General features: G+C 61.7%; 21 protein-coding genes. 16 read left to right on the top strand and 5 right to left on the bottom strand.

The window, feature by feature from the left end; translation table 11 throughout:
• Nucleotides 1–5 precede the first annotated feature (5 nt).
• Nucleotides 6–935 carry an ABC transporter ATP-binding protein gene (locus PAF20_RS09935; RefSeq protein WP_271070504.1) on the bottom strand — a complete coding sequence of 310 codons (930 nt, stop codon included), beginning with the start codon at nucleotides 933–935 and terminating at the stop codon, nucleotides 6–8.
• Nucleotides 936–1,052: 117 nt separating this feature from the next.
• On the opposite strand from PAF20_RS09935, the gene PAF20_RS09930 reads away from it, so the two are divergent.
• From PAF20_RS09930 to PAF20_RS09915, 4 genes are all read left to right on the top strand, one after another.
• Entirely contained in the window at nucleotides 1,053–1,265 is a 213-nt protein-coding gene (locus PAF20_RS09930; protein WP_271073300.1) for a zinc-finger domain-containing protein, read from the top strand.
• Between the two features lie 122 nt (nucleotides 1,266–1,387).
• Nucleotides 1,388–1,888 carry a DUF2459 domain-containing protein gene (locus tag PAF20_RS09925; protein ID WP_271070503.1) on the top strand — a complete coding sequence of 167 codons (501 nt, stop codon included), beginning with the start codon at nucleotides 1,388–1,390 and terminating at the stop codon, nucleotides 1,886–1,888.
• A 75-nt stretch (nucleotides 1,889–1,963) separates the two neighbouring features.
• Complete coding sequence (gene polA / locus PAF20_RS09920; RefSeq protein WP_271070502.1) at nucleotides 1,964–4,765, top strand: DNA polymerase I; 2,802 nt, start codon at nucleotides 1,964–1,966, stop codon at nucleotides 4,763–4,765.
• Nucleotides 4,765–5,760, top strand: a complete 996-nt coding sequence (locus tag PAF20_RS09915; protein ID WP_271070501.1) for a cation diffusion facilitator family transporter — start codon at nucleotides 4,765–4,767, stop codon at nucleotides 5,758–5,760. The genes polA and PAF20_RS09915 overlap by 1 nt, the downstream gene beginning before the upstream one ends.
• An 18-nt stretch (nucleotides 5,761–5,778) precedes the next feature.
• On the opposite strand, the gene PAF20_RS09910 is transcribed toward PAF20_RS09915, so the two are convergent.
• Entirely contained in the window at nucleotides 5,779–6,822 is a 1,044-nt protein-coding gene (locus tag PAF20_RS09910; protein WP_271070500.1) for a DUF2125 domain-containing protein, read from the bottom strand.
• Nucleotides 6,823–6,900: 78 nt separating this feature from the next.
• Between PAF20_RS09910 and PAF20_RS09905 the strand changes: the two genes are divergently transcribed.
• From PAF20_RS09905 to PAF20_RS09885, 5 genes are all read left to right on the top strand, one after another.
• Nucleotides 6,901–7,437, top strand: coding sequence for a gamma-glutamylcyclotransferase (locus PAF20_RS09905; protein WP_271070499.1), 537 nt, complete (start codon nucleotides 6,901–6,903; stop codon nucleotides 7,435–7,437).
• A gap of 77 nt (nucleotides 7,438–7,514) precedes the next feature.
• Nucleotides 7,515–9,074, top strand: a complete 1,560-nt coding sequence (locus PAF20_RS09900; RefSeq protein WP_434802916.1) for a hypothetical protein — start codon at nucleotides 7,515–7,517, stop codon at nucleotides 9,072–9,074.
• Complete coding sequence (locus tag PAF20_RS09895) at nucleotides 9,074–10,699, top strand: peptidoglycan -binding protein (protein ID WP_271070498.1); 1,626 nt, start codon at nucleotides 9,074–9,076, stop codon at nucleotides 10,697–10,699. The genes PAF20_RS09900 and PAF20_RS09895 overlap by 1 nt, the downstream gene beginning before the upstream one ends.
• Nucleotides 10,699–11,442: an alpha/beta hydrolase gene (locus tag PAF20_RS09890; protein ID WP_271070497.1), complete on the top strand. Its 744-nt coding sequence runs from the start codon at nucleotides 10,699–10,701 to the stop codon at nucleotides 11,440–11,442. The genes PAF20_RS09895 and PAF20_RS09890 overlap by 1 nt, the downstream gene beginning before the upstream one ends.
• A 115-nt stretch (nucleotides 11,443–11,557) precedes the next feature.
• A complete protein-coding gene (locus tag PAF20_RS09885) occupies nucleotides 11,558–12,517 on the top strand; it encodes an alpha/beta hydrolase (protein ID WP_271070496.1) in 960 nt (319 codons plus the stop codon).
• Nucleotides 12,518–12,571: 54 nt separating this feature from the next.
• Here the strand turns inward: PAF20_RS09885 and typA are convergent, their stop codons facing one another.
• The 3 genes from typA to aptA form a co-directional block, all read right to left on the bottom strand.
• On the bottom strand, nucleotides 12,572–14,389 hold the full coding sequence (gene typA / locus PAF20_RS09880) for a translational GTPase TypA (RefSeq protein WP_271070495.1): 1,818 nt from the start codon (nucleotides 14,387–14,389) through the stop codon (nucleotides 12,572–12,574).
• 299 nt (nucleotides 14,390–14,688) lie between these two features.
• Nucleotides 14,689–15,312, bottom strand: a complete 624-nt coding sequence (locus PAF20_RS09875) for a YitT family protein (RefSeq protein WP_271070494.1) — start codon at nucleotides 15,310–15,312, stop codon at nucleotides 14,689–14,691.
• A 211-nt stretch (nucleotides 15,313–15,523) separates the two neighbouring features.
• The gene (aptA, locus tag PAF20_RS09870; RefSeq protein ID WP_271070493.1) at nucleotides 15,524–16,849 is read right to left on the bottom strand and encodes an omega-aminotransferase AptA; all 1,326 of its coding nucleotides are present in this window, start codon (nucleotides 16,847–16,849) and stop codon (nucleotides 15,524–15,526) included.
• A 466-nt stretch (nucleotides 16,850–17,315) separates the two neighbouring features.
• On the opposite strand from aptA, the gene frr reads away from it, so the two are divergent.
• From frr to PAF20_RS09835, 7 genes are all read left to right on the top strand, one after another.
• Nucleotides 17,316–17,879 carry a ribosome recycling factor gene (frr, locus tag PAF20_RS09865; protein WP_271070492.1) on the top strand — a complete coding sequence of 188 codons (564 nt, stop codon included), beginning with the start codon at nucleotides 17,316–17,318 and terminating at the stop codon, nucleotides 17,877–17,879.
• The gene (gene uppS / locus PAF20_RS09860; protein WP_434802915.1) at nucleotides 17,879–18,607 is read left to right on the top strand and encodes a polyprenyl diphosphate synthase; all 729 of its coding nucleotides are present in this window, start codon (nucleotides 17,879–17,881) and stop codon (nucleotides 18,605–18,607) included. The genes frr and uppS overlap by 1 nt, the downstream gene beginning before the upstream one ends.
• The gene (locus tag PAF20_RS09855) at nucleotides 18,604–19,395 is read left to right on the top strand and encodes a phosphatidate cytidylyltransferase (protein ID WP_271070491.1); all 792 of its coding nucleotides are present in this window, start codon (nucleotides 18,604–18,606) and stop codon (nucleotides 19,393–19,395) included. Before uppS ends, PAF20_RS09855 begins: the two co-directional genes overlap by 4 nt.
• A 15-nt stretch (nucleotides 19,396–19,410) precedes the next feature.
• Nucleotides 19,411–20,592, top strand: a complete 1,182-nt coding sequence (gene dxr, locus PAF20_RS09850) for a 1-deoxy-D-xylulose-5-phosphate reductoisomerase (protein ID WP_271070490.1) — start codon at nucleotides 19,411–19,413, stop codon at nucleotides 20,590–20,592.
• Nucleotides 20,593–21,912, top strand: a complete 1,320-nt coding sequence (rseP, locus tag PAF20_RS09845; RefSeq protein WP_271070489.1) for an RIP metalloprotease RseP — start codon at nucleotides 20,593–20,595, stop codon at nucleotides 21,910–21,912.
• 101 nt (nucleotides 21,913–22,013) lie between these two features.
• Nucleotides 22,014–24,344 carry an outer membrane protein assembly factor BamA gene (gene bamA, locus PAF20_RS09840; protein ID WP_271070488.1) on the top strand — a complete coding sequence of 777 codons (2,331 nt, stop codon included), beginning with the start codon at nucleotides 22,014–22,016 and terminating at the stop codon, nucleotides 24,342–24,344.
• Nucleotides 24,344–25,111, top strand: coding sequence for an OmpH/Skp family outer membrane protein (locus tag PAF20_RS09835; RefSeq protein WP_271070487.1), 768 nt, complete (start codon nucleotides 24,344–24,346; stop codon nucleotides 25,109–25,111). Before bamA ends, PAF20_RS09835 begins: the two co-directional genes overlap by 1 nt.
• The last annotated feature ends 3 nt before the right edge of the window (nucleotides 25,112–25,114 follow it).

The raw sequence follows: 25,114 nt of genomic DNA, 5'->3' as shown, positions 1-25,114 counted from the left end.
CGCTGCTAGTGCCTTGTCAACTCGACGAACACGTCCTCCAGCCTTGGCTGTTCGATTGCGATGTCGCGGATCGGGACGCTGCCACCGCGCAGCGCGTCGATGATGGCGTCGGGCTGAATGCGAGAGGGCTGATAGGATAGCGCCAGCCGACCATCGACGCGCCGCTCTGGCACGACACCTTCGGGCAGGTCGGGCAGGGCGGTGTCGTCGGTCTCTATCACCAGCGTTTTGCCATCCGCGCGCGAGACAAGCGCATGGGTGGTATCTTCGATCAGCACCTCGCCACGGTCGATGATGGCGATGCGGTCGCACATCTGTTCGGCCTCTTCCAGGTAATGCGTTGTCAGGATGATGGTCATGCCCTGTTCGTTCAGGCGCCGCACATTCTGCCACAGCATTTCGCGCAGCCCGATATCGACCCCTGCCGTCGGTTCATCCAGAACCAGAACCTGCGGGCGGTGAACAAGCGCCTTGGCCAGCAGCAGCCGCCGCTTCATACCGCCAGAGAGGTTGCGCGAATAACTTTCTGCCTGATCCGACAGGCCGACAAGCGCCAGAAGGTCATCGGTCCAGCGTTCCGATTTTGGCACCCCATAAAGGCCCGCCTGAACCTCCAGACTGGCGCGAGGGGTAAGAAACGGGTCGATGTTCAGTTCCTGCGGCATGACGCCAATAGCGGCGCGGGAATTGCGCGGGTTCACATCCTGATCGAACCCCCAGATCGTGACCTTGCCCGCGGTTTTGTTCACCAACCCGGCAAGAATATTGATCGTCGTGGACTTCCCAGCCCCGTTCGGGCCCAGCAGCCCAAAGATCGACCCCGACGGGATGTTCAGATCGATGCCCTTCAGCGCCTCTTTCGGCGGGGCGTTGCCAGCGGCGCGGTAAGTCTTGCGCAATCCGGCGATTTCGATGGCATTCGTCGCGTTAGTCATGTCGGTCCCTTGCCTATTGCGGGGGCTGTCGGCTAATTGGGGTTAGACCCGATCCAGCCCCGACCGACAAGAAGGTCCGCCATGTCAGACGTTGAATTCGTACCGCCCGAGAACCCGCTGTCCACCGGACAGGATGGAGAGAGCCAGCATCCGCCGCTGGAAACCGAAACCGTGCACAGCCTGAAGGTCGCCTGTGCAGGCGATGAAACGCGCGGCCTTGGGCACCCGAAAGTGTGGCTGCAGATCTCGCCGCTGGTCGGCTATGTCGATTGTGGTTACTGCGACAAGCGCTTCGTGATCGACGCCGGGCATGTGATCGGGGATCATTGATAGGACCTGTTTTTCGCGCGCTTCTGCTCGGCTCGGGTATTGCATTTCTGGCTCCTCTTTGTGGTGCAGTCTTGACAGGTCCGGTCACGCAGGTTTCAGCTGATCAAAACGGCGGGGTCGTCGTGATCGGTCTGATCCAAGGCGCGATCCATACCGATTTCCTGTTGCCGCTGACGGCGCAAACCCGGGAGGATTTCGAATTTGTGGACATACCTCAAGGCGCGGAATGGCTGTCGGTCGGTTGGGGCGCACGCGAATTCTACACCACTGTCGGCACCTATGCAGACCTGAGCGCAGGGGCTATCTGGCGTGCGATCAGCGGTGACAGCGGGGTGATGCGCTTTGAGCCTGTGGGGCAATTTACGCCGCCAATGACGATCAGCCTCAAAGCCGCGGAATATGACATGCTTCGGGCAACGATCCTGGCGGATACACTTTCAGAACAGCCTATTGCGCGCGGTCTGCTCGCGCCGAGCGACAGTTATTTCGCGGCAGAAGGGCGGTTTTCAATCATCAACACCTGCAATCAATGGATAAGCCGGACTTTGCGACGTGCAGGTCTGCCCTTTGGTGGCTGGACGCCGACGACGCTTGCTGTTCGCGTGTCTTTGGCGCTGCACTGAAACGACCTCGCTGCCCTTTACCCCTGCGGCCTGATCGTGGCAAAACGACGCGACAGCCGCGAAAGGACGCATATCATGAGCTTCGGCAAGGGCCATAACCTTCACCTGATCGACGGCTCTGCCTTCATTTTCCGCGCCTACCACGCGCTGCCGCCGCTGACTCGCAAATCCGATGGGGTGCCCATCGGTGCGGTGGCGGGATTCAGTAATATGCTGTGGAAATATGTGCAGGACGCCAAGGGGGGCGATGCGCCGACCCATGTCGCGGTGATTTTCGATCACAGTTCGAAGACCTTCCGCAATGACATTTACGCCGAGTACAAGGCGAACCGTCCGCCCCTGCCGGAGGACCTGAAGCCGCAATTCCCGCTGACCCGTGAGGCGACGCGGGCCTTCAACATCGCCTGCATCGAAATCGAAAGCTTCGAGGCCGACGACATCATCGCGACGCTTGCCTGCCAGGCGCGGGATGCGGGCGGGCGGGCGACGATCATCAGTTCGGACAAGGACCTGATGCAGCTTGTCGGCGGCGGCGTGACGATGCTGGACCCGATCAAGAACAAGGAAATCGGCCCGGAGGAGGTCGAGGAAAAATTTGGCGTCGGACCGGATCGGGTCGTTGATATACAGGCGCTTGCCGGGGATTCGGTCGATAACGTGCCCGGCGCGCCGGGGATCGGGATCAAGACGGCGGCGCTGCTGATCAATGAATATGGCGATCTGGAAACGCTGCTGGACCGCGCGGGTGAGATCAAGCAGCCCAAGCGCCGCCAGACCCTGATCGATTTCGCTGAACAGATCCGGGTGTCGAAAAAGCTGGTGCAACTGGATTGTGAGACCCCGCTGGATTTCTCGCTGGATTCGCTGGAACTGCGCGACCCCGAGCCTGAGGCGTTGCTGGGTTTCCTGACCCAGATGGAGTTCCGCACGCTGACCAATCGCGTGGCCGAGAAATTCGAGGTCGAGGCCCCCGCCGTGCCCGATACGCCCGCCGCGCCGCAGGGTGAGGCTGCGACCGGGCCGGACTGGCCGGAAATAAAGCTTGATGGCTATGAGACCGTGACCACCGAAGAAGCGCTTGATGCGTGGATCGGGCTGATCCTCGATGCCGGTGCGGTGGCCATCGATACCGAGACCACCGGGCTGAACGAAATGACCGCCGATCTGGTTGGCATCTCGCTTTGCGTGGCGGCGGGGCAGGCCTGTTACATCCCGGTCGGCCATGTCGCGGGCGGGGGCGATCTGTTTGGATCCGGCGACAAGGCCGAGGGGCAGCTTGACGCCGATCTGGTGCTGAAAAAGCTGAAGCCGGTGCTGGAGGATGCGTCGATCCTGAAGATCGGGCAGAACATCAAGTATGATTGGAAGATCCTCGCCCGGCTCGGCATCCGTATGACGCCGATTGAGGATACGATGTTGCTGTCCTATGCGCTGTCCGCCGGGGATGGCGGTCACGGCATGGATGCGCTGTCCGAGCGGGTGCTGGGACATACAACGATGCCCATCAAGGATCTGATAGGCTCGGGCAAGTCGCAGATCGGGTTCGAGCAGGTCGAGATCGCCAAGGCCGCGCCCTATGCCGCCGAGGATGCCGAGGTGAGATGGCGGCTGTGGCAGATGCTGCGCCCGCAGCTTGTGCCCAATGCGGTGACGACGGCTTATGAGACGCTGGAACGCCCGATGGTGCCGGTGCTGGCAGAAATGGAGATGGCTGGGATCAAGGTCGATCCGGAACATCTGTCGCGCATGTCAAATGTGTTCGCGCAGAAAATGGCAGGGCTTGAGGATGAGATCCACGAACTCGCCGGGCAGAAATTCAACGTGGGTTCCCCGAAGCAACTTGGCGAAATCCTGTTCGACAAGATGGGGCTTGCGGGCGGCAAGCAGGGCAAGACCGGCGCTTATTCGACAAGCGCCGATGTGCTGGAGGATCTGGCCGCCGAGGGCCATGACCTGCCAGCCCGCGTGCTGGATTGGCGCGGTATGTCCAAGCTGAAATCCACCTATACCGACGCGCTGCAAACCCATGTGAATGCCGATACAGGGCGGGTCCATACGTCCTATTCCATCACCGGGGCGCAGACCGGGCGGCTCGCCTCGACCGAGCCGAATTTGCAGAACATCCCGATCCGCACCGAAGAGGGCCGCCGCATCCGCGAGGCCTTCATCGCCACGCCGGGGCACAGGCTGGTCGCGCTCGATTACAGCCAGATCGAGCTGCGGATTCTGGCCCATGTGGCAGATATTCCGGCGCTGAAACAGGCCTTCCGCGACGGGATCGACATTCACGCCATGACGGCCTCGCAAATGTTCAACGTCCCGATCGAGGGCATGGACCCGATGATCCGCCGTCAGGCCAAGGCGATCAATTTCGGGGTGATCTATGGCATCTCGGGCTTCGGCCTGTCGCGCAATCTGCGCATCCCGCGGGCCGAGGCGCAGGCCTTCATCGACACTTATTTCGAGCGTTTCCCCGAAATCCGCGCCTATATGGACAGCACGGTCGCGGATGCGAAGCGCGACGGCTTCGTGCGCACGATCTTTGGTCGCCGCATCATGACGCCGGGCATCAACACCAAGGGGCCGGCGGCAGGCGGTGCGCGGCGCGCCGCGATCAACGCGCCGATTCAGGGGGCGGCAGCGGATATTATTCGCCGGGCAATGATCCGGATGCCGGATGCAATTGGCAGGCTGCCTGCAAAGATGCTGTTACAGGTCCATGATGAACTGGTGTTCGAGGTGGAAGATAACGCGGTCGATGATCTGATCGCTGCCGCCCGCGACGTGATGGAGGGTGCCGCCGAGCCTGCGGTGAAACTATCGGTTCCGCTGGTTGTTGACGCAGGGACAGGCGAAAGCTGGGCAGAGGCGCATTGATGGCAGAGAACCGCAAAATCGACGAGCACGATCATCAGGCCGGGGACCATTCCGGCCATGACCATTCGGACCACGATCATTCCGGGCATGACCATTCGGTCCACAGCCACGGACATGGCGGGCACGGGCATTCACATGCCGAACAGTTCGGCAGCGACCGTGCGATCCTTTGGGCGGTGGTGGTCAACCTTGTCTTGACCGGTGCCCAGATCCTTGGCGGTTGGTGGGCAGATTCGGTCGCGTTGATTGCCGATGGCGTTCATAACCTGTCGGATGCGATGGCGCTTGTGCTGGCATTCGGTGCGCGACGACTGGCAAAGCGCGGCGCTTCATCGGAGATGAGCTTTGGTTGGCAGAGATCTGAAATCATTGCAGCATTCGTGAATTATGCCAGCCTGGTCGTCATCTCGATCTGGCTTGGATATGAGGCGATCATGCGTTTGTCGGATCCGCCCGCTGTTGCCGGGGGTGTCGTGATGCTGCTGGCCGGTCTGGCGGTCGTGATTGATCTTGCGACGGCGGCGCTTGTCTGGCGCAGCGCCAAGAACAGTCTGAACCTGCGTGCGGCCTTGCTGCATAACCTGACCGATGCAGGCGTGTCTGTTGCGGTTATCATCGGCGGCGCGCTCGTCTGGGCGTTTGGCTGGATGCGGGTCGATCCGATCCTGACGATCCTGATCTCGGTCGCGATCCTGTGGCATGTGGCGGGCGATATCAGGCCGGTCTTGCGCATCCTGATGCTGGGCGCACCGCCCGGCACCGACGCCGATAAGGTAAAGCAGGCGATGGCCGAACTGCCGGGCGTGGTCGAGGCGCATCACCTGCATATCTGGCAGATCGACGAAAAGCGAAGCTCTGCCGAGATGCATCTGGTGATTGAGGATGGCGTGGATTTCACGCCTGTTATCGCGGGCGCAAAACAGTTGCTTGCCGAACGCTTTGGCATCAACCATGCGACGATTGAGGTCGAGAGCCGCGAAAGCGGATGTGCCTGAGACCGGGGGCTGACGCGCCTAGAATCCTGCGATGCGAGGGGCAGGACCTAGCGGCACGGGGCCAAACCGCATCATGCCGTCCTGCATGAATATCGGCAGGCGGACCTCTCCCGGAGCGGCGGGTGGCAGCGTCACGACCTCATCAGCGAGCGCGTTCTCATCGGTGTTCTCTGGCGTTGCGTCATCGGGATCGGCATCGGCAGGTTCCCCCGCAGCGCGCGTCAGGATGGCCTGAAGCGGTCCCGCGACATCCTGTGGCAGCAGCCCGGCCTGTACGGCGGCTTCGACAAAGGCCGGCCCGTCTGTCGTGTAAATCGCGGCCTGCCCGCTTGCGAAACCTTCGGCGTCAGCCTCGACCCGGCCGGTCAGGCGTGCGGTCATCTCACCCAGGGTGAATGTCAGGTTTTGGGTCTGCAACCCTGTGAGTTGAGGCGGCGGTGCGCTGCCATCCAGCGTGGCACGATCCGGCAAGCCGTCCAGCCAGACCTGAACGGGGCCGAAGACATCCAGCCGCTCGGGCAGCGCGCCGAAGGCGAGCCCCGACCCGGACAGGTTAACGCGATAGGATGCCACGGAACCGGCTGGGGCCGCGCCGCCCCGATGTGTCAGATCGGCGGTTACATCAATGGCATCCGCAACAGGGATTTCGTCGATCATGACCTCGCGACCGGTCAGCCCGACATGGCTGATCGCGAAACCGCGCGTTGCGGCAATCGTGGTTACGGCTTGCCCCTGCGACAGCGCGATAGTCGTGGGTGCGCCATTTGCGGGACGAAGCGTGACCTGATCGGGCAGGTCGACCGCCAAGGTAGATGGCGCGCGCCAACTGACATAGGTCTGCGCATCGGGAAAGCTGGCCTGTCCGTTCCCGCCCGCAAGCTCGACATTCTGCAATTGCAGACCCAGCATGCCCGCCTTTCGCATCGGCGTGATCTCGGCTGACACATCTTGCCTGCCCGCAATCGCATCACGGGCAAGCCTGCTCATCCATGTTTCGGCGCCATACCAGGCTCCGCTCAGCAGAATCACGAGGATTGCCAATATGATCAGCAATTTCTTCACGCCAATCTCCGTTTATTCGCCCGACGCTTGAACCGGCAGCATGTAAGCCTAGAATGGCCGTTGAGGAAAGAGGCAGAGATGCGCGATCAGAACTGGTTGTTCGCCTATGGTTCCCTGATGTGGGATCCGGGCTTTGAGGTGGCAGAGCGTGCCGTTGCAACGGTGGAAGGGTTTCACCGCAGTTTTTGCCTGCGATCCGTCGAATATCGCGGGACATATGAGAACCCCGGTCTGGTGCTGGGGCTGGATGCCAGCAAGGGTGCCTCGTGCCGTGGGGTGGCGCTGCGCATCACGGATGCCGACTGGCCTCGGGTGCTGGCAGATGTGCGTGCGCGCGAACTCCTGACGGACGCTTACCGTGAAGAGGTTTTGCCGCTTTTGCTGAGCGATGGGCGAGAGGTGAATGCCATCGGCTATGTCATGCAGCCCGATCACTGGCAATATGCAGGCGGTCTGTGCGTTGAAGAACAGGCACGCATCATCGCCGGTGCCGAGGGTGGGCGCGGACCTAACCGCGATTATCTGTTCAACACCGCCGCCCATTTGCAGGAGATCGGCCTGCCCGATTCCGACATGGAGGCACTGGCCGCGCAGGTCAGGCGCCTATGCGGTTGAGATCACGAATGAATGCTTGGCAGGGCCTGCACGACTGTTAAACTCGCCGCGATCTTGCACCCGTCCGGAGACGCCATATGAATTCCGATACACCGCCTGAAGGAAAGCCAGACGCCGAAAAGGCAACCGGCCCGACAGCAGGCGATGGCAACCGTCCCGCGGATGAGATGCGGGCGGCAGCGGCGACGGGGCGCAGCGTCACCGATCCCGCGCCGCGACGGACGCGGCGGCTGACGGCGCGGCGCGCGCAAGAGCGTCGCATGGCGCAACCCCATTTCAGCCAGCCCGTGCGGCAGATCGTGCTGATGCTGATCGTCTCGGTTCTGGTCGGTTTCGGCGGCTGGTTCGCCTATGGCCGCATTTTGCCGATCTTTGCCGCGAACCCGTGGCTGAACGGGCTGATCCTGACTGTGTTCGTGATCGGCGTGCTGGCCTGCTTCTGGCAGGTTGCGCAACTGATCCAGTCGGTCAGCTGGATCGAGCGCTTTGCAGAACGGCGCAGAAACGCGACAGAACGTGGCGTTGCGGCACTGGGCGATGGCGAAGATCGCGCGCCGCGGCTGTTGGCGCCGCTTGCGGCCTTGCTGGGCGCGCGGGGCCCGGTTGGCGGTGTGATTTCGACGGGATCGGCAAGCTCTATCCTTGAATCGGTGGCGACCCGCATTGATGAGGCGCGGGATATTACTCGCTACCTGTCGAACCTGCTGATCTTCCTTGGCCTGCTTGGGACCTTCTATGGGCTTGCCACCACGGTTCCCGCCGTGGTCGACACGATCCGCGCCCTGGCCCCGCAAGAGGGCGAGACGGGAATGCAGGTCTTTGAAAAGCTGATGACCGGGCTTGAGGCACAGCTTGGCGGGATGGCGGTTGCGTTTTCGTCCTCTCTGCTGGGTCTGGCGGGATCGCTGGTCGTCGGGCTTCTGGAACTGTTCGCAACGCATGGCCAGAACCGTTTTTACCGCGAGCTGGAGGAATGGCTTTCCGGATTCACGCGGCTGGGTATCGCCGGTGACGATGGCGAAAGGCTGGATCAGGCCAGCCTGATGGGTTTCCTTGACCAGATCGCCCAACAAATGGGGGATTTGCAGGCGTTCTATGCCGAGCGCGACGAAATCCGGGAACAAGAAGCGATCGAGGCCGATGAACGTGTCCTGCTGATGGCCCGTAATGTGGAACGTCTGGGCCAGTTCATGCTGGACGATTCCGAGGCCAATGTGTCCAACCTTGGCGAGATGGCGAAGGCCATGGCCCAGATCAACGAAGGGCAGGACCGTCTGATCCGCGCCGCAGAGGCGCGTCAGCCCGATATGTCGGGAATCAGTATCGCGCTGAGCCGTCTTGCCGAAGGGCAGGACAGGCTGGTCCGGGCCGGGGAACGTCTGCCAGAAGAAAGGGCAGAGGCGAACCGGATCATGGCCCGTCTGGCCGAGGCGCAGGAGCGGCTGGCAAGCATGGATGCACGGCGCGGCGGTCAGGGTTATCAGGATGATGAATCGCGGGTGCATCTGCGCTCCATTGACGACGCGATGGGCCGGCTGGTTGAAGAAACGGCGGCTGCGCGGCATCTGTCGACCGAAGACCTGCGGCGCGAAATCGTCGAACTGACAGAGGCGCTTCGTGCCCTTGGAGGCCAGTGATGGCACTGTCGCGCAGCAGGGGCGGAAACCGCTTTTCATCAACGATCTGGCCGGGCTTCGTCGATGCGATGACGGCGCTGCTGATGGTGCTGATGTTTGTCATCACCATCTTCATGGTCGTCCAGTCGGTGCTGCGCGATACGGTTGATCGTCAGGAAAGCCAGCTTGGCCAGTTGAGCGAGCAGGTCGCCGGACTGACCGGAACACTGTCTATTGCCCAACGGGAACGCGAAGCCGCTCAATCCAGCCTGACCGAGGCACAAGAGCAGATCAGTGATTTCGAATCTCAGATTGCAAGGCTGATTGCGTCCCGCGACGCAGAGGCGCGGCGTGCCGGTGTCGCCGAGGCTGAACTGAACCGCACGCAGCAGACCCTGGCTTCGACGCAACAAACCCTTGCATCGCGCGAGCAGGCACTGGCGCTGAGTGAGCAGACGCTGGAGACCACACAAGGATCGCTTGAACGCGCGCAACAGGCGTTGAGCGTCGCCCGGACAGAAGTTGACAAGCAGGAGCAAGAGGCAAGGCTGGCCATTGCCCGGCGTGAGGCTTTGGAAGCGCTTACCCGTGATCTGGAGGCGCAGAATACCGAAACCGCCGCAGCACTGACAGAGGCACAGGCGCAATTGGCGGCAACCGGGTCGCAACTGTCCGAGGCGGAGCAGAACCGCATTGCCGAGGCTGCGGCGGCTGAAAGGCTGCGTCAGCAGCTGCGCGATTCAGAGGCTGAACTGACCGCAATGACCCTGTCGCTGGAACAAAGCCGTCAGGAAGCTGAAGACACGCTGACCCTTCTGGCCGCAGCCGATGCCGCCCGCGCTGAGCTTAGCACCAAGGCCGAACAAAGCGCGACAGAGGCAGAGCGGCAGGCAGCGCTGCTGGCCCTCGCGCAAGAGCAGCTGGCCTCTCAGGAAGAAGCCTCGACCGAGGCGCAACGCCGGGTTGCGCTTCTGAACGAGCAGGTGGCAGAGCTGAACACGCAGCTTGCCTCTATCCAGCGTGCGTTGGATATCAGCCGTTCGGACGATGCGGAAACAGAGATCAAGCTGGAAGAGCTTGGCGCCCAGTTGAATGCGGCATTGCTGCAAGCCTCGGAAGAGCAGCGCCAGCGTCTGGCACTGGAAGAGGCCGAACGTATCCGGCTGGAGGAGGAGGCCGCCGATCTGGCCCGCTATCGCTCGGAGTTCTTCGGCAGGCTCAGCGAAATCCTTCAGGGACGCGAAGGGGTTCAGGTTGTCGGCGACCGCTTTGTCTTCCAGTCCGAGGTGCTGTTCGGCACGGGCGAAGCCACCTTGTCCGAGGCGGGCGAAACCAGCGTCGCGCGTGTTTCATCCATGCTTCAGGAAATCTCGGACACCATCCCCGAGGAGATCGACTGGGTGATCCGCGTCGATGGTCATACGGATTCCACACCGCTTTCCGGTGTGGGTCGTTATCGCGACAACTGGGAACTGTCGCAGGCCCGTGCACTTGCAGTGGTACGCTATATGATAGACGATCTGGGCTTTCCGGCTGATCGGCTGGCACCGACGGGATTCGCCGATACGCGACCCATTGCGCCAGAGGACACGGCGGAAAACCGTGCGCGCAACCGCCGGATAGAGCTGAAACTGACGGAACGCTGATGACTGAATTTCTGGAAACGCCGCAGGGTCGGCGCATTGCCTATGAACGCCAGGCGGGGCAGGGCCCGGGCGTCGTCTTTCTGGGCGGGTTCAAGTCGGACATGCGCGGATCAAAGGCGGAATACCTTGCCGATTGGGCGGCCCGGACCGGCAGAGCGTTTCTGCGGCTGGACTATTCCGGCCACGGCGAATCCGATGGTGCGTTCGAAGATGGCAGCATCGGTGACTGGTCCGCAGATGCGATGGCGGCGATCAGCGAATTGACGGAGGGACCGCAGGTTCTTGTCGGGTCCTCGATGGGTGGCTGGATATCGCTGCTGGTGGCGCGTGCGATGCCGGAACGTGTTGCGGGACTTGTCGGCATCGCCGCCGCGCCCGATTTTACCAAGAACGGTTTCTGGGCAGGCTTTACAGATGAACAGCGTAGAACCGTCACCGAAAGTGGCCGGATAGCACTACCTTCTGAATATGACGATCAGCCCTATGTCATCACACTCCGGCTGATCGAAGACGGGGCGAAGCATCTCGTGCTGGAAAGCCCGCTTTCCCTGCCTTTTCCGGTGCGGTTGTTGCAGGGCACAGCCGACGAGGATGTTCCCGTCGATTGGGCGATGCGGCTGCTGGATCATGCCGACAGCCCGGATATGCGGCTTTTGCTGGTGAAGGGCGCGGATCACCGCTTCTCCACCCCCGAATGCCTGAGTCTGATCGAGGATGCCTTGACGGAGTTACTTCGTGGCTAAGCCGAGGACGGCAAAAAAACAGCGATCCGCCGCGAAGGCGAAGCAGCCGCGCCGGGGCAATCCCGCCGCGGCACAGGCTGAATCCAAACCCCGCAAAAGGCGACCGGTACTCAGAATGTTTATGCTTCTTCTGGCAGGTCTGATCGCTCTTGTTCTGCTGTTGTGGTTCTTCGGTCCGCGGGAACCGGGGCGCTTTCAGCCTCCGGAGATTGCTGAGCTGCCGGAGGATCTGGATGCCTGGCTGTATCAGCAGGAAACCGGCGTCCGGCCAGAGGTTTCCCGCCGGATCGTTTGGGCCGGCAGGCCCGCCACCAAAACGCCGGTTGCGCTTGTTTATCTGCACGGCTTCTCGGCCACGTCGCAGGAAATCCGGCCGGTGCCTGACCTGATCGCGGCATGGCGGGGTGCGAACCTGTATTTCGCAAGGCTCGCCGGGCATGGGCTGGACGGCGCTTCACTGGATCAGGCGCGGGTGTCGGACTGGGCCCGCGACGTGGCAGAGGCGGTCGCAATCGGCAAACGCATCGGTGAAAAGGTCGTGCTGATCGGCACCTCGACGGGCGGAACGCTTGCCACGCAAGCGGCGCGGGACCCTGTCCTGGGACCGCAGATTGACGGTGTTGTGCTGATCTCGCCCAATTTCGGGCTGAAGGCGCGCGGCGCGTTCCTGTTGCGTCAGCCGCTGGCGCGGCAGTGGTTGCCATTGATCGCGGGCCGAGAGCGCTGTTTTGATCCACGCAATGAACGGCATCGCGAATACTGGACGACATGCTACCCGATCACAGCGACGCTGCCGATAGCCGCGCTTGTCGCACAGGCCAACAGCGTCAGCTATGCCGATGCCAGACAGCCGCTGTTGATGCTGTGGTCGGATGACGATCAGGTCGTCGATATCGGGGCGATGAAAGCCGCGATGGGAAGCTGGGGCGGGCCGGTGACGGAAATGCCGGTGACGATGGGACCGGGAGACGACCCGTCCGCGCATGTGATCGCGGGGGACGTGTTGTCGCCCGGTCAGACGGCGCCGGTCGCGACACGCATCAACGGGTGGATCACGCAGAATTTCGGCGAATAGGCAGCAGCGCCTTCTGCGAATGAAAACGGCCGGGGATTGCCCCGGCCGTTTCGCTTATTCGGCACGTGCTGCCCGCTTGCGCTCATGCGGGTCCAGATGACGCTTGCGCAACCGGATGTTTTTTGGCGTGACCTCGACCAGCTCGTCATCGTCGATATAGGCGATGGCCTCTTCCAGCGACATACGCACGGGCGGCGTCAGGCGGACCGCCTCGTCGGTGCCGGAGGCGCGGACGTTGGTCAGCTTCTTGCCCTTGAGCGGGTTGACCTCAAGATCGTTGTCGCGGCTGTGCTCGCCGATGATCATGCCGGTATAGACCTGTTCCTGCGCGCCGATGAACAGCTTGCCGCGCTCTTCAAGGTTCCACAGCGCATAGGCCACCGAAACGCCGTTCTCCATGGAGATCAGAACGCCCTGACGACGTCCCTGAATGGCCCCCTTGAAGGGCGTCCAGCCGTGGAAAATGCGGTTCAGAACACCGTTGCCGCGCGTGTCGGTCATGAACTCGCCGTGATAGCCGATCAGTCCGCGCGACGGCACATGGGCGACGATGCGGGTCTTGCCGTGACCGGCCGGGCGCATGTCGATCAGATCGCCTTTGCGGTCGCCGGTCAGCTTTTCGATCACCGCGCCGGTGTAATCGTCATCAACGTCGATGATGGCTTCCTCGACCGGTTCCATCCGCTGGCCGTCTTCCTCACGGTAGATGACGCGGGGACGGCTTATCGACAGCTCAAACCCCTCGCGGCGCATGTTTTCGATCAGCACGCCCATCTGCAATTCGCCACGGCCCGATACGATGAACGCCTCGCCGCCCGGCGTGTCCTCGACCTTGATCGCAACGTTGGATTCCGCCTCTTTCATCAGGCGTTCACGGATGACGCGGGATTGTACCTTCTTGCCGTCCTGACCGGCCAAGGGCGAATCGTTGATCCCGAAGGTGACGCTGATCGTCGGCGGGTCGATGGGCTGGGCGGGGATCGCCTCTTCAACCTCGGGGGCGCAGATCGTGTCGGCGACGGTGCCCTTGGCCATACCGGCGAGGCTGACGATATCGCCAGCCTCAGCCAGATCAATCGGCTGCTGGGTCAGGCCCCGGAAGGCCAGCACTTTGGAAATGCGAAACTGTTCCACCCGTTCGTTCTGGCGGTTCAGAACCTTGACCGTGTCGCCTGCCTTGGCGCGACCGGATTCGACGCGGCCGGTCAGGATACGACCAAGGAAGGGATCGGCACCAAGCGTCGTTGCCAGCATCCGGAACGGTTCGTCGGTTTTTTCGACCTGCTTCGGCGGGTCGACATGTTTCAGGACCAGATCGAACAGGGCCGACATATCCTTGCGCTCATCATCCAGATCGGCAACGGCCCAGCCACCGATGCCGGATGCGTAAAGATGCGGGAAATCAAGCTGTTCGTCGCTGGCGCCAAGGTTGGCAAACAGGTCGAACACCTCGTTCAGGGCATGTTCGGGCTCCGCCGCCGGCTTGTCGACCTTGTTCAGAACGACGATGGGTTTCAGCCCAAGCGCCAGTGCCTTCGAGGTCACGAATTTCGTCTGCGGCATCGGGCCTTCGGCGGCATCGACCAGCAGGCAGACACCATCGACCATGGACAGGATGCGTTCGACCTCTCCGCCGAAATCGGCGTGGCCGGGCGTGTCGACGATATTGATCCGTGTGCCCTTCCATTCGACCGAGGTCGCCTTCGCCAGAATGGTGATGCCGCGCTCACGCTCGATATCGTTGCTGTCCATGGCGCGCTCAGCCACGGCCTGATTTTCGCGAAATGCGCCCGATTGCTTCAGAAGCTGGTCAACGAGGGTAGTCTTGCCATGGTCGACATGGGCGATGATGGCGATATTGCGGATATCCATAAGACGCGGCCTGTAAGAAAAAGTTGCGCCCCCCTAACGCAGAGCAGGCGCAAAGGCCAGCGGGAATGTCCCTGTTACCCGTGGCGAGGTGTGGCTGTGCATAACAAAAAGGCGCTGACGGTTCCCCATCAGCGCCTTTTTGTAGCGATGCCGCCTTGCTTAGCGCATGCCCAACATAGACAGGATGAAAAGCACCACGACAACGAGGCCGACGATATAGATGATGGAGTTCATTCTTGTCCCCTTTTTTCCGGTTTCAGGGGGCAACGTCCTGACATTCCAAACAGTTCCTGCAATTATCAAACGATATACCTGTCGCGGCGATGATTGATGGCAATAGTCAGGTTCGCGACAAGCGCGCCAAGGAAGGACCAGCCGACCGCCACGGGATCAAGCAAAAGCAGTGCAAGGGCAAAGATCAGCGCGTCTACGATCAGCTGCACCCAGCCCGCGCGAAATCCCGTCGCGTCCTGAACATACAGACCGACGATCCCGATTCCGCCAAGGCTGGCCCCATGACGGAACAGAGCAATCAGCCCGGAACCGGTGAAGGCCCCGATCATGACCGCGCCCAGCAGCGGGTTCAGTTCGGCAAAGCTGATATAATGGGGCAAAATCGCCGCTAGGGCAGAGGTAACGGTCACGGCGAACAGGCTTTTGGCGACGAATGTGGTGCCGAAGCGCTTCCAGCCAACCCAATAAAACGGGATGTTCACAACGAAAAACACCCATGCCCAGTCCCAGCCCGTCGCGTAGGAAATCAGCAAGGCGATCCCTGCCGTCTGGCCCGTCACGAAACCCAGATGGGTCAGCACCACGACGGACAGCGCCGCCATGAAGCTGCCATAGGCGAGCCCCTGTGCATCGTCGAGCGCGCTGTGTTTCGTTTCGGGCGGCGCGGCGGGTGGGGAAATCTCTGGCATGGCGGTCTGATAGAAGCAAGCTTTGACCGCGTCCAGCCATGCTCATGGCATCGCCGCCTTCTGTCCGTAAGGCGCCAGCGGAAAAGCCAGACCAAAGATCAGCCAGCCCAGCAATGCGCCAACCGGCACGCCCAGAAGCGTTGGCAGCAGGAAATCCGTGCCGAGGCCATGTAAAAAAGCGCGAACCGCCAGCCGAATTGGGCGATTTTACCTATTCCACCGATTTCAGCACCTCGGCCAGTTTGCCGACCAGCTCGTCGATCTGGGCTTCGCTGACGATCAGCGGCGGGGACAGCGCGATGATGTCGCCGGTGACGCGGATCAGGATGCCTGCCTCGAACGCTTTCACGAAGGCATCGAAGGCGCGTTTGCCGGGCTGGCCGTCGATGGGCTCAAGCTCGACCGCGCCGACAAGGCCCATATTGCGGATGTCGATGACATGGGGCAGGCCCTTCAGCGAATGCAGCGCATCCTCCCACTTGCCTGCCAGTTCATCGGCGCGGGTCAGCAGCCCTTCCTCGACATATGTATCCAGCGTCGCAAGGCCAGCCGCACAAGCGACCGGGTTGCCGGAATAGGTATAGCCGTGGAACAGTTCGATCGCGTGTTCAGGGCCGGACATGAAGGCATCGTGGATCTCTGCCGTGGTCAGCACGCCACCCATCGGGATGACGCCATTGGTCAGGCCCTTCGCGCAGGTGATCATGTCGGGCAGGACGCCCAACTTTTGCGCGGCGAAGGGGGCACCGATGCGACCGAAACCGGTGATAACCTCGTCAAAGATCAGCAGGATGCCGTGCTTGCTGGTAATGGCCCGCAGCTTTTCCAGATAGCCCTTTGGCGGGATCAGCACACCGGTAGAGCCGGCCATCGGCTCCACGATCACGGCGGCGATGTTTTCCGCACCGTGCAGCGTCACCAGACGCTCCAGATCGTCGGCCAGATTGGCACCGTGTTCGGGTATGCCTTTGGTGAAGGCGTTTTCCGGCAGATGCGTATGAGGCAGGTGATCCGTCCCACCAAGAGCCGTGCCAAAGAAGCGGCGGTTGTTGACGATTCCGCCCACCGAAATACCGCCGAAGCCGACACCGTGATAACCCCTTTCGCGCCCGATGAATCGGGTGCGTGTGCCCTCACCCCGGACCCGGTGATAGGCTAGCGCGATCTTCAGCGCCGTATCGACGGATTCCGATCCGGAATTGGCATAGAAGACATGGGCCATATTATCGGGCGCGATGTCGATCAGGCGATTGGCAAGTTCAAACGCGGCCGGATGACCCATCTGGAAAGCCGGGGCATAGTCCATCTCTGCCGCCTGCGCGGCGATGGCTTCGTTGATCTTCGGCCTGCAATGGCCGGCATTGCAGCACCACAGCCCCGCCGTTCCGTCCAGCACCTGCCGCCCGTCAGAGGTCGTGTAATGCATGTCCTTCGCACCAACCAGCATACGCGGGCTCGATTTGAACTGCCGGTTCGATGTGAAAGGCATCCAGAAGGCGCTGAGGTCGTTGGGGGCGGGCTTGCGGTCGAGGGCCATGACGAGTTCCTTGCTTGCTTATCAGGACGCTAGCACGCGTTTGGAAACGGTCAAGCACTGACAACATGTTCGGGAAGCTTGAAACTTCCTGAACTGACGACGGATCGACTTTTCTGCGGAGCTGGCAAGGCTCTGGGATCCTCACATTGATGTCATTGAACAATCAGGGGGCTCTGCCGCAACTCCCGTGCAATTTCAGCCTTGTCGCACCGGAATCGGCGAGGGGTTTGCCCATGCCGTCCAGTCCTTATGTTGCAATTGCGATCCTCCGTCACCGCCGCTTTCGAAGTATATGCTGTATTGTATTTAAACTGTGTGTACTGGGGAAAGGCCGCCGTCGCACGCTATACGGGTGCCCCGGCAGATGAATGTTTGATCTCACGCCTGCGTCAGTCCGCCGATAGGGCTTTGCCATGCGCGGCTGGTCGGGTTAGAACATGCCGAAAGGTATAAGAGAGAGACGTGCATGGCCGACGAAATCGAGATTGATACTGACGACCTTGAACGCCGTATGAACGGCGCGATGGAGTCCCTGCGCCACGAATTCGGCAGCCTGCGCACCGGCCGTGCCTCTGCCTCGATGGTGGAGCCGGTGATGGTCGATGCTTACGGCTCGCCCACCCCGATCAATCAGGTCGGCACTGTGAACGTGCCCGAGCCGCGCATGGTCACGATCAATGTTTGGGACAAGTCGCTTGTCGGCAAGGTCGAAAAGGCGATCCGCGAATCGGGGCTTGGGATCAACCCGCAGCTTAATGGCACGATCATCATGCTGCCGATCCCCGAACTGAACGAGGAACGCCGCCGCGAACTGACCAAGGTTGCCGCGCAATATGCGGAAAATGCACGCGTCGCGATCCGCAACGTTCGCCGCGACGGTATGGATCAGATCAAGAAGGCCAAAGCCGCCGGCATGTCGGAAGACGACCAGAAGCTTTGGGAGGATGAGGTTCAGTCCCTGACGGACCGCATGATCGGTAAGGTCGATGAAGCCCTGGAGAGCAAGCAGGCCGAGATCATGCAGGTCTGATGATGGCTCTGAATCCCGCGCCTCAGCCGGGCAGTACAGCGCCCCCCCGCCACGTCGCGATCATTATGGACGGCAACGGCCGTTGGGCCCAGAATCGGGGCTGGCCACGACTTGTCGGGCACCGGCGCGGGGCCGAACGCGTGAAGCAGATCGTTCGTGCCTGTCCCGATCTGGGGGTGAACTGGCTGACCGTTTACGCCTTCTCGACCGAGAACTGGAAACGCTCGACCGAGGAAGTTCTGGGCCTGATGAAGATCTTTCGCCGCTATATCCAGCGTGAGGCCGATGGGCTGGCGGCTGAGGGCGTTCGAATGCGTTTCATCGGCGGGCGAGAGCGTCTTGATCCGAAGTTGCAGGCACTGATGTCCGGGATCGAGGCACGCACGGCGGGCAACAGCCGCCTGAACCTGACCGTGGCAATCAACTACGGCGGGCGCGACGAACTGATCCGTGCCAGCACCAAACTGGCCGAAAAGATTGCCGCCGGACGGATTGAAAACCCGACCGAGGCCGAACTTGCCGACTGCCTCGACACGGCGGGCACGCCGGACCCGGATCTTGTGATCCGCACCTCTGGCGAAACGAGGACATCGAACTTTCTGCCCTGGCAGGCGGCCTATGCGGAATACGAATTCACGCAGACGCTGTGGCCGGACTTCACGCCGGAACATCTGGCGGATATCCTCGATCGTTTCGGGCTGCGCGACCGTCGCTTCGGCGGCGTATGACGAAGGCTGGCACAAAAGGTAGTTGGACCGACCTTCGGGTGCGGGTGATTTCCGGCGTGGTTCTGGCCGTTCTGGGCCTTGGTCTGCTGGCCTCGCATGGTTTGCTGCTGATGTTCGGGGTTTCGGTTCTTGTCGGGCTGATGATGTGGGAACTGACCCGCATGACCGCGGCCATCGGCGATAACAGCCAAGCGATGATCATCGCCTGTCTCTCTGGTGTGGTGATGCTGGTCTCATTGCTGTTGCCGGGCTGGTGGGCTGCGGTTCTGGCCTTTGCACCGGTCATCCTTGGCTGGCCACGCGTGCAGCCGCAGCACCGCGTCCCCTTCGCACTGTTCACGTTAGGCATCTTTGGCGCGGGCTACGGGCTTTTCGTCATCCGCAACGATTACGGGTTGCTGACCACCTTCTGGATCGCGGGGACGGTCGTCATCTCGGACATTGCCGGTTATTTCGCGGGCCGTTATTTCGGCGGACCCAAGTTCTGGCCGTCGATCAGCCCCAAGAAGACGTGGAGCGGGACCGTTGCGGGCTGGGTCGGGGCATTTCTTTTCGCGCTGATCCTACTGCTCGTGACCGGCGGATCGGATTGGTCGATGCTGATCGCAGGACCGACAATAGCTCTGGCCGGTCAATTCGGCGATATTGGGGAAAGCTGGCTGAAGCGGCGCGTCGGGGTCAAGGACAGTTCCAACATGATTCCGGGACACGGCGGGGTGATGGACCGTTTCGACGCGCTGTCAGGGGCGTTTCTGGTGGCGCTGATCCTGTATATGCTGGGCATTTGAGCGGGGTTTGAACGAATGCGCAGCGTAACCGTGCTTGGCGCGACCGGCTCGATCGGGGAAAGCGCCTTTGATCTGTTGATGCGTTCCGGCGGGGCCGAGGCCTGGCGGGTCATGGCCTTGACTGGCGGCGCGAATATCGCGCGGTTGGCCGAGATGGCCCGCGCTTTGCGGTCAGAAATTGCCGTGACGGCCTATCCCGAACATCTGGACGATCTGCGCGATGCTCTGGCGGGGTCCGGCATTGCCAGTGCGGCAGGCCCAGCCGCGATTGTCGAGGCGGCCGATATGCCTGCCGACTGGACACTATCGGCCATTGTGGGGGCGGCAGGGTTGCCGCCAGGGCTGCGTGTGCTGGAGCGCGGCGGAACGCTGGCACTTGCGAACAAGGAATCGCTGGTGACGGCGGGGCGCCTGGTGATGGGAACCGCCGAACGGACCGGCGCAAGGATTCTGCCTGTCGACTCCGAACATTCCGCGATTTTTCAGGCGCTCGGTGCGGACAATATCGAAGATGTATCGTCGGTCAGCATTACCGCATCTGGCGGCGCGTTTCGCGACTGGCCGATGGAGCGGTTGGCGCAGGCCACAGTGGCAGAGGCCTCGACCCATCCCAACTGGGCGATGGGCCAGAGGATCACGATTGACAGTGCCTCTATGTTCAACAAGGCGCTTGAAGTCATTGAGACGCGGGAATTTTTCGGCATAGACCCTGAGCGTATCAAGGTTCTGGTTCATCCTGAATCCATCGTCCATGCCTTTGTGACGCATCGCGACGGTGGCAACATCGCGCATCTCGGCTCTCCCGATATGCGCCATGCCATCGGCTATGCGCTGCATTGGCCGAAGCGGATCGACCTGCCTGTCGCGCCAATGGATCTGGCCAGCATTGGCAGCCTGACATTCCGCGCCCCGGATGAAGAACGTTGGCCCGCCCTGCGGCTGGCGCGGCAGGTCATTGCGGCTGGTGGCGCGGCGGGCGCGGTGCTGAACGGCGCGAAAGAGCAGGCACTGGATGACTTTATTGCCGGGCGCATCCGCTTTCCCGATATGGCCCGTGCAGTCGAGGCGACGCTGGACGACTTGACGGGCCGGGCCGGATTCACCACATCGCCCAGTGATCTGGCGACGGTGCTGGACTGGGATCAGCAGGCGCGGCAAATCGCGGCTGGCTGGGCTGCACGACACGGGGGACGGTAGATGGATTTTCTGGCAGGACTGGGCGGCGGTATCTGGACGCTGATCGCCTTTCTCGTGGCGCTGTCGATCATCGTCGCGGTCCATGAATACGGCCATTACATCGTCGGTCGCTGGTCCGGCATCCGGGCAGAGGTCTTTTCGCTGGGTTTCGGGCCAAAGCTGATGTCGCGCCGTGACAAGCGCGGGACGCTGTGGCAGGTCGCGGCGATTCCGCTTGGCGGCTATGTGAAGTTTCTTGGTGATTCCAATGCGGCGAGCGCAGGCGCGGCGCAACAGGTCGACCCCGCGCTGAGCCGCCAGACGCTGGACGGTGCGCCGCTCTGGGCGCGCTTTGCGACGGTTTCGGCGGGGCCGGTTTTCAACTTTATCCTGTCCACATTGATTTTTGCGGCTTTCATGCTGATCCGTGGTGTTCCGGTAGAGACCCCGACCGTGGGCGAGGTCGTCACACCGCCGCCCGGTTTCGCCAACGAATTGCAGGCAGGCGACCAGATCCTTGCGATTGGGGGTCAACAGGTCACGCAATGGGGGGACATCTATACCATCGCCGCCGATTTGCCCGAGGCAAGCAGCCAGGAATGGCGAGTCCTGCGTGACGGTGCCGAGATTACTGTCGCCGGCCCGGATCCGGTGCCGCCCGTGATCGGTGGCGTCGCGCCGGGCAGTGCTGCTGCGGCGGCGGGGCTGCTGCCCGGAGATATCATCACCGCGATCAATGACGAGCCGGTGACGCGCTTCGATGCCATCCGCCGTCATGTCGAAGACGCGCAGGGCAACCCGCTCAATCTGACGATCAGCCGGGACGGGGCGGAATCCGATGTCACGCTGTCGCCGAAGGAGCAGGATATCCCAAGCGCCGAGGGCGGGTTCGAAAAACGCTGGCTGATCGGAATTTCCGCAGGCAGCTATTTAAGCCCCGCCGCTGAATCTGTCGGTCCTTTTGCCGCGATCTGGATGGGCATGGTGCAGGTTTGGGATATCATCGTGTCCAGCCTGACCGGCATGTGGGCCATGATCACCGGCCAGATCGGAAGCTGTAATCTGGGCGGCGCGATCTCTATCGCTGAAAGCACGGGGCAGGCGGCGAATGCGGGCTTCGGCAACTTCGTCTGGTGGATCTCGGTTCTGTCGGTTGCGATCGGTTTCCTCAACCTTCTGCCCATTCCGGTTCTGGATGGCGGGCATCTGGCTTTCTATACATGGGAGGCCCTGACTGGCCGCCCGCCCTCACCCAAAGCGCTGAACCTTTTGACCGCGATCGGGCTGGCGCTTGTTGTCGGGCTGATGTTCTTTGGCCTCAGCAACGATCTACGTTGCTGATCGGGCAAATGGGGTTTTGACACCCATATCCGTATCCCTGTAGATTCACCGGCAAAATAGGTGCTAAAGGGCGCCAGGGTCAAATCGAAGGGGCAGGCCAAATGAAACTGAAACGCAGCACATGCACGCTGGCGCTTATCGTAGGGCTGGCTGCCGGGTTTTCGACCCTGTCGGTACCGACCGTCGCCTATGCCTATGTTTTCACGCAGGTCCGGATCGAGGGGAATGAGCGGATCGAGCCTGAGACGATCATTTCATTTGCCAATATCACCCACGGGGTAGAGGTATCGGCGGGTGAAGTGAACGATGCCCTTCAGCGCCTTCAGAATTCCGGCCTGTTCGAAAGCGTCGAGGTTCAGCCGCAGGGCAACACCCTTGTGATCCGCGTTCAGGAATGGCCGACGATCAACCAGATCAGCTTTGAGGGCAACCGCCGGATTGATGACGAACAGCTGGCAGAGGTGACACAGTCGCAGGCCCGCCGCGTCTATTCGCCGTCGCTGGCCGAAACGGATGCAGCCAATATCGCACAGGCCTATTCGCAGCAGGGCCGTTTGGCCGCCCGCGTCGATCCCAAGATCATTCCGCGCAGTGGTAACCGGGTCGATCTGGTGTTCGAGGTGCGCGAAGGCGACGTGACAGAGATCGAGCGTGTCGGCTTCACCGGAAACCGTGCATTCTCTGACCGCCGCTTGCGCAACGTGCTTGCGACCAAGCAGGCCGGTATCCTGCGGACCTTCATTCGGGCCGATACATATAACCCCGAACGCCTCGCGTTGGATGAGCAACTGCTGACGGATTACTATCGTGGACAGGGCTATGCTGATTTCCAGGTGCAGGGTGTAGCACCTGAACTGACCCGCGAACGCGACGCTTATTTCGTGACATATGCAATCACCGAAGGCCCGCGCTATCGCTTTGGAACGGTCGATACCGTGTCAGAGATCGCGGGCGTCGATGCTTCGGCCTTCGCAGCCCAGAACCGTGTGCGGCAGGGCGCGTGGTACAGCCCGGAAATCATTGATGTGACCATCCGCCGGATGGAAACCATTGCGCTTCAGCAGGGCCTTGATTTCGTTAATATCGAGCCCCGCGTGACCCGTAACCCGCGCAACCAGACGCTGGATCTGGTCTTTGCGCTGACCCGCGGCCCGCGCGTCTTCGTGGAACGTATTGATATCGAGGGCAACACGACCACGCTTGATCAGGTCATCCGCCGTCAGTTCCAGACCGTCGAAGGCGACCCCTTCAACCCGCGCGAGATCCGCAACTCTGCCGAACGTATCCGTGCGCTTGGCTATTTTGCGGATGCACAGGTCGATACCCGCGAAGGCTCCAGCCCGCAGCAGGTCATTGTTGACGTGAACGTCGAAGAACAGCCGACCGGCTCGCTTGAATTTGGCGCAAGCTACGGTGCCAGCTCGGGCGTCGGCCTGAATGCCAGCCTGTCAGAGCGGAACTTCCTTGGCCGTGGGCAGGAACTTGGTATCGGCATCTCGACCGCCAGCGGTTCGCGTTCGGGCACCTTCAATTTCGCGGAACCGGCTTTTCTTGGCCGTGACCTGCGCTTCAGCTTTGGCGCCTGGTATCGCGAGACGGATAACGACAACTCCAAATTCGATACACGCTCTGTCGGGTTCCAGACCGGGATTGAGTTCCCGGTCTCGGCATCGGGGCGTCTGGACCTGCACTACAAGCTGTCCAAGGACACGATCCGCGATGTTGAGGAAATCCGAACCGACCCAGAAACCGGAGAGCTGGTAGGCTCGTCCCCGATCCTGGTCGATGAGCAGGGCGGACTGTGGACCTCTGCTCTTGGCTATCGTTACAATTATGACAGTCGCCGTGTCGGGCTGAATCCGCGTACGGCGACGAAGCTAAGCTTCACCCAAGACTTCGCCGGCTTTGGCGGAGACGTAAAATCGGTCACAACGTTGCTGTCTGCCGGTGTCGAATCCACCGCGTGGCGTCCCAATGTCACAATGCGTGCCGAATTCGAGGCAGGGTCTATCCACATGCTGGACGATCAGTCCAGCCGGGTGATCGACCGCTTCGGTGGCCAGCGTGTCCGTGGCTTTGAGGCCAATGGCATCGGTCCTCGCGATCTGGAGGCGCCGAATGAGGACGCATTGGGCGGCAACTATTTCTGGGTTGCCCGTGCCGAGGCACAGTTCCCCATCGGCCTGCCCGAAGAGTATGGCCTGACGGGCGGTATCTTCGCGGATGTCGGCTCTATCTGGGGGCTGGACAAGACGACGGGTGCCAACGGGGTGACGGTTGATGACAGCATGCATCCCCGCGCCGCAGTCGGTGTGTCACTGTTCTGGACGACGCCGATCGGCCCGCTGCGGATGAACGTCGCCAAGGCGGTGGAGAAACAGGATTACGACGAAGAGCAGGTATTCGATCTGACCCTGTCGACGAGCTTCTGATGTCGTTCCGCCTTCTGGTGGGGCGGATTGCGCTTTGCGTCGCACTGGCTTGCCTGCCGCAGGCCGGTGCAGCGCAGCAGGATGAACCGGCAGGCGAAGCGCAGGCCGCACCCCCCCCCGCCGCGAATGAGGCGACCGGGCCGGACCAATTCCTTGGCGCATCGCCTGCCATGCAACTGCCTGCACAAACGGCGGTTCTGATCCTGGATGTAGAGCAGGCCTATCTTGCATCGGAATGGGGCCAGCGGGCGCAAAGCGATATCGAAGCGGCCGCGCGAGAAATCGAAGCCGAAAACACCCGCATGGAAGAGCAACTCGTTAGTGAGGAACGCGCCCTCGCGGCAGAGCGTGAAACGCTCTCACCGGCGGAGTTCCGGGAAAAGGCAGAGGTTTTCGACTTGCGCGCCCAGGAAGTCCGGCGCGAGCGCAGGCAGGCAGCGGTTGATCTGGGCACACGGGCGCAGGCCGACCGCACTGCTTTTGTGGATGCCGCGCTGCCGGTGATCGCTGCGATTATGCAGGACCGCTCTGCCGGGGTGGTGCTTGACCGCCGGCAGGTCATGGCCGCCACCAATGCCGTCGATATCACGCAGCAGCTGATAGAGCGGATGGACCGCGATGTCGGCGATGGTGGGCAGTTGCCGGATGTTCCGATTGCCCAGGAGAACCCGCCCGCGGATGGCGTGGTGCCACCCGCGCCAATCGATCCCGGCCGCGCCAGTATGCCGCCACCGCTGCTGGATCAGCAGGCGCAGCCGCAGCAGTAGGCG

The organism is Paracoccus albus (assembly GCF_027913035.1).
In the GTDB taxonomy this organism is placed as follows: Bacteria; Pseudomonadota; Alphaproteobacteria; order Rhodobacterales; family Rhodobacteraceae; genus Paracoccus; species Paracoccus albus.
This window is presented reverse-complemented; position numbering and strand designations above follow the sequence as displayed.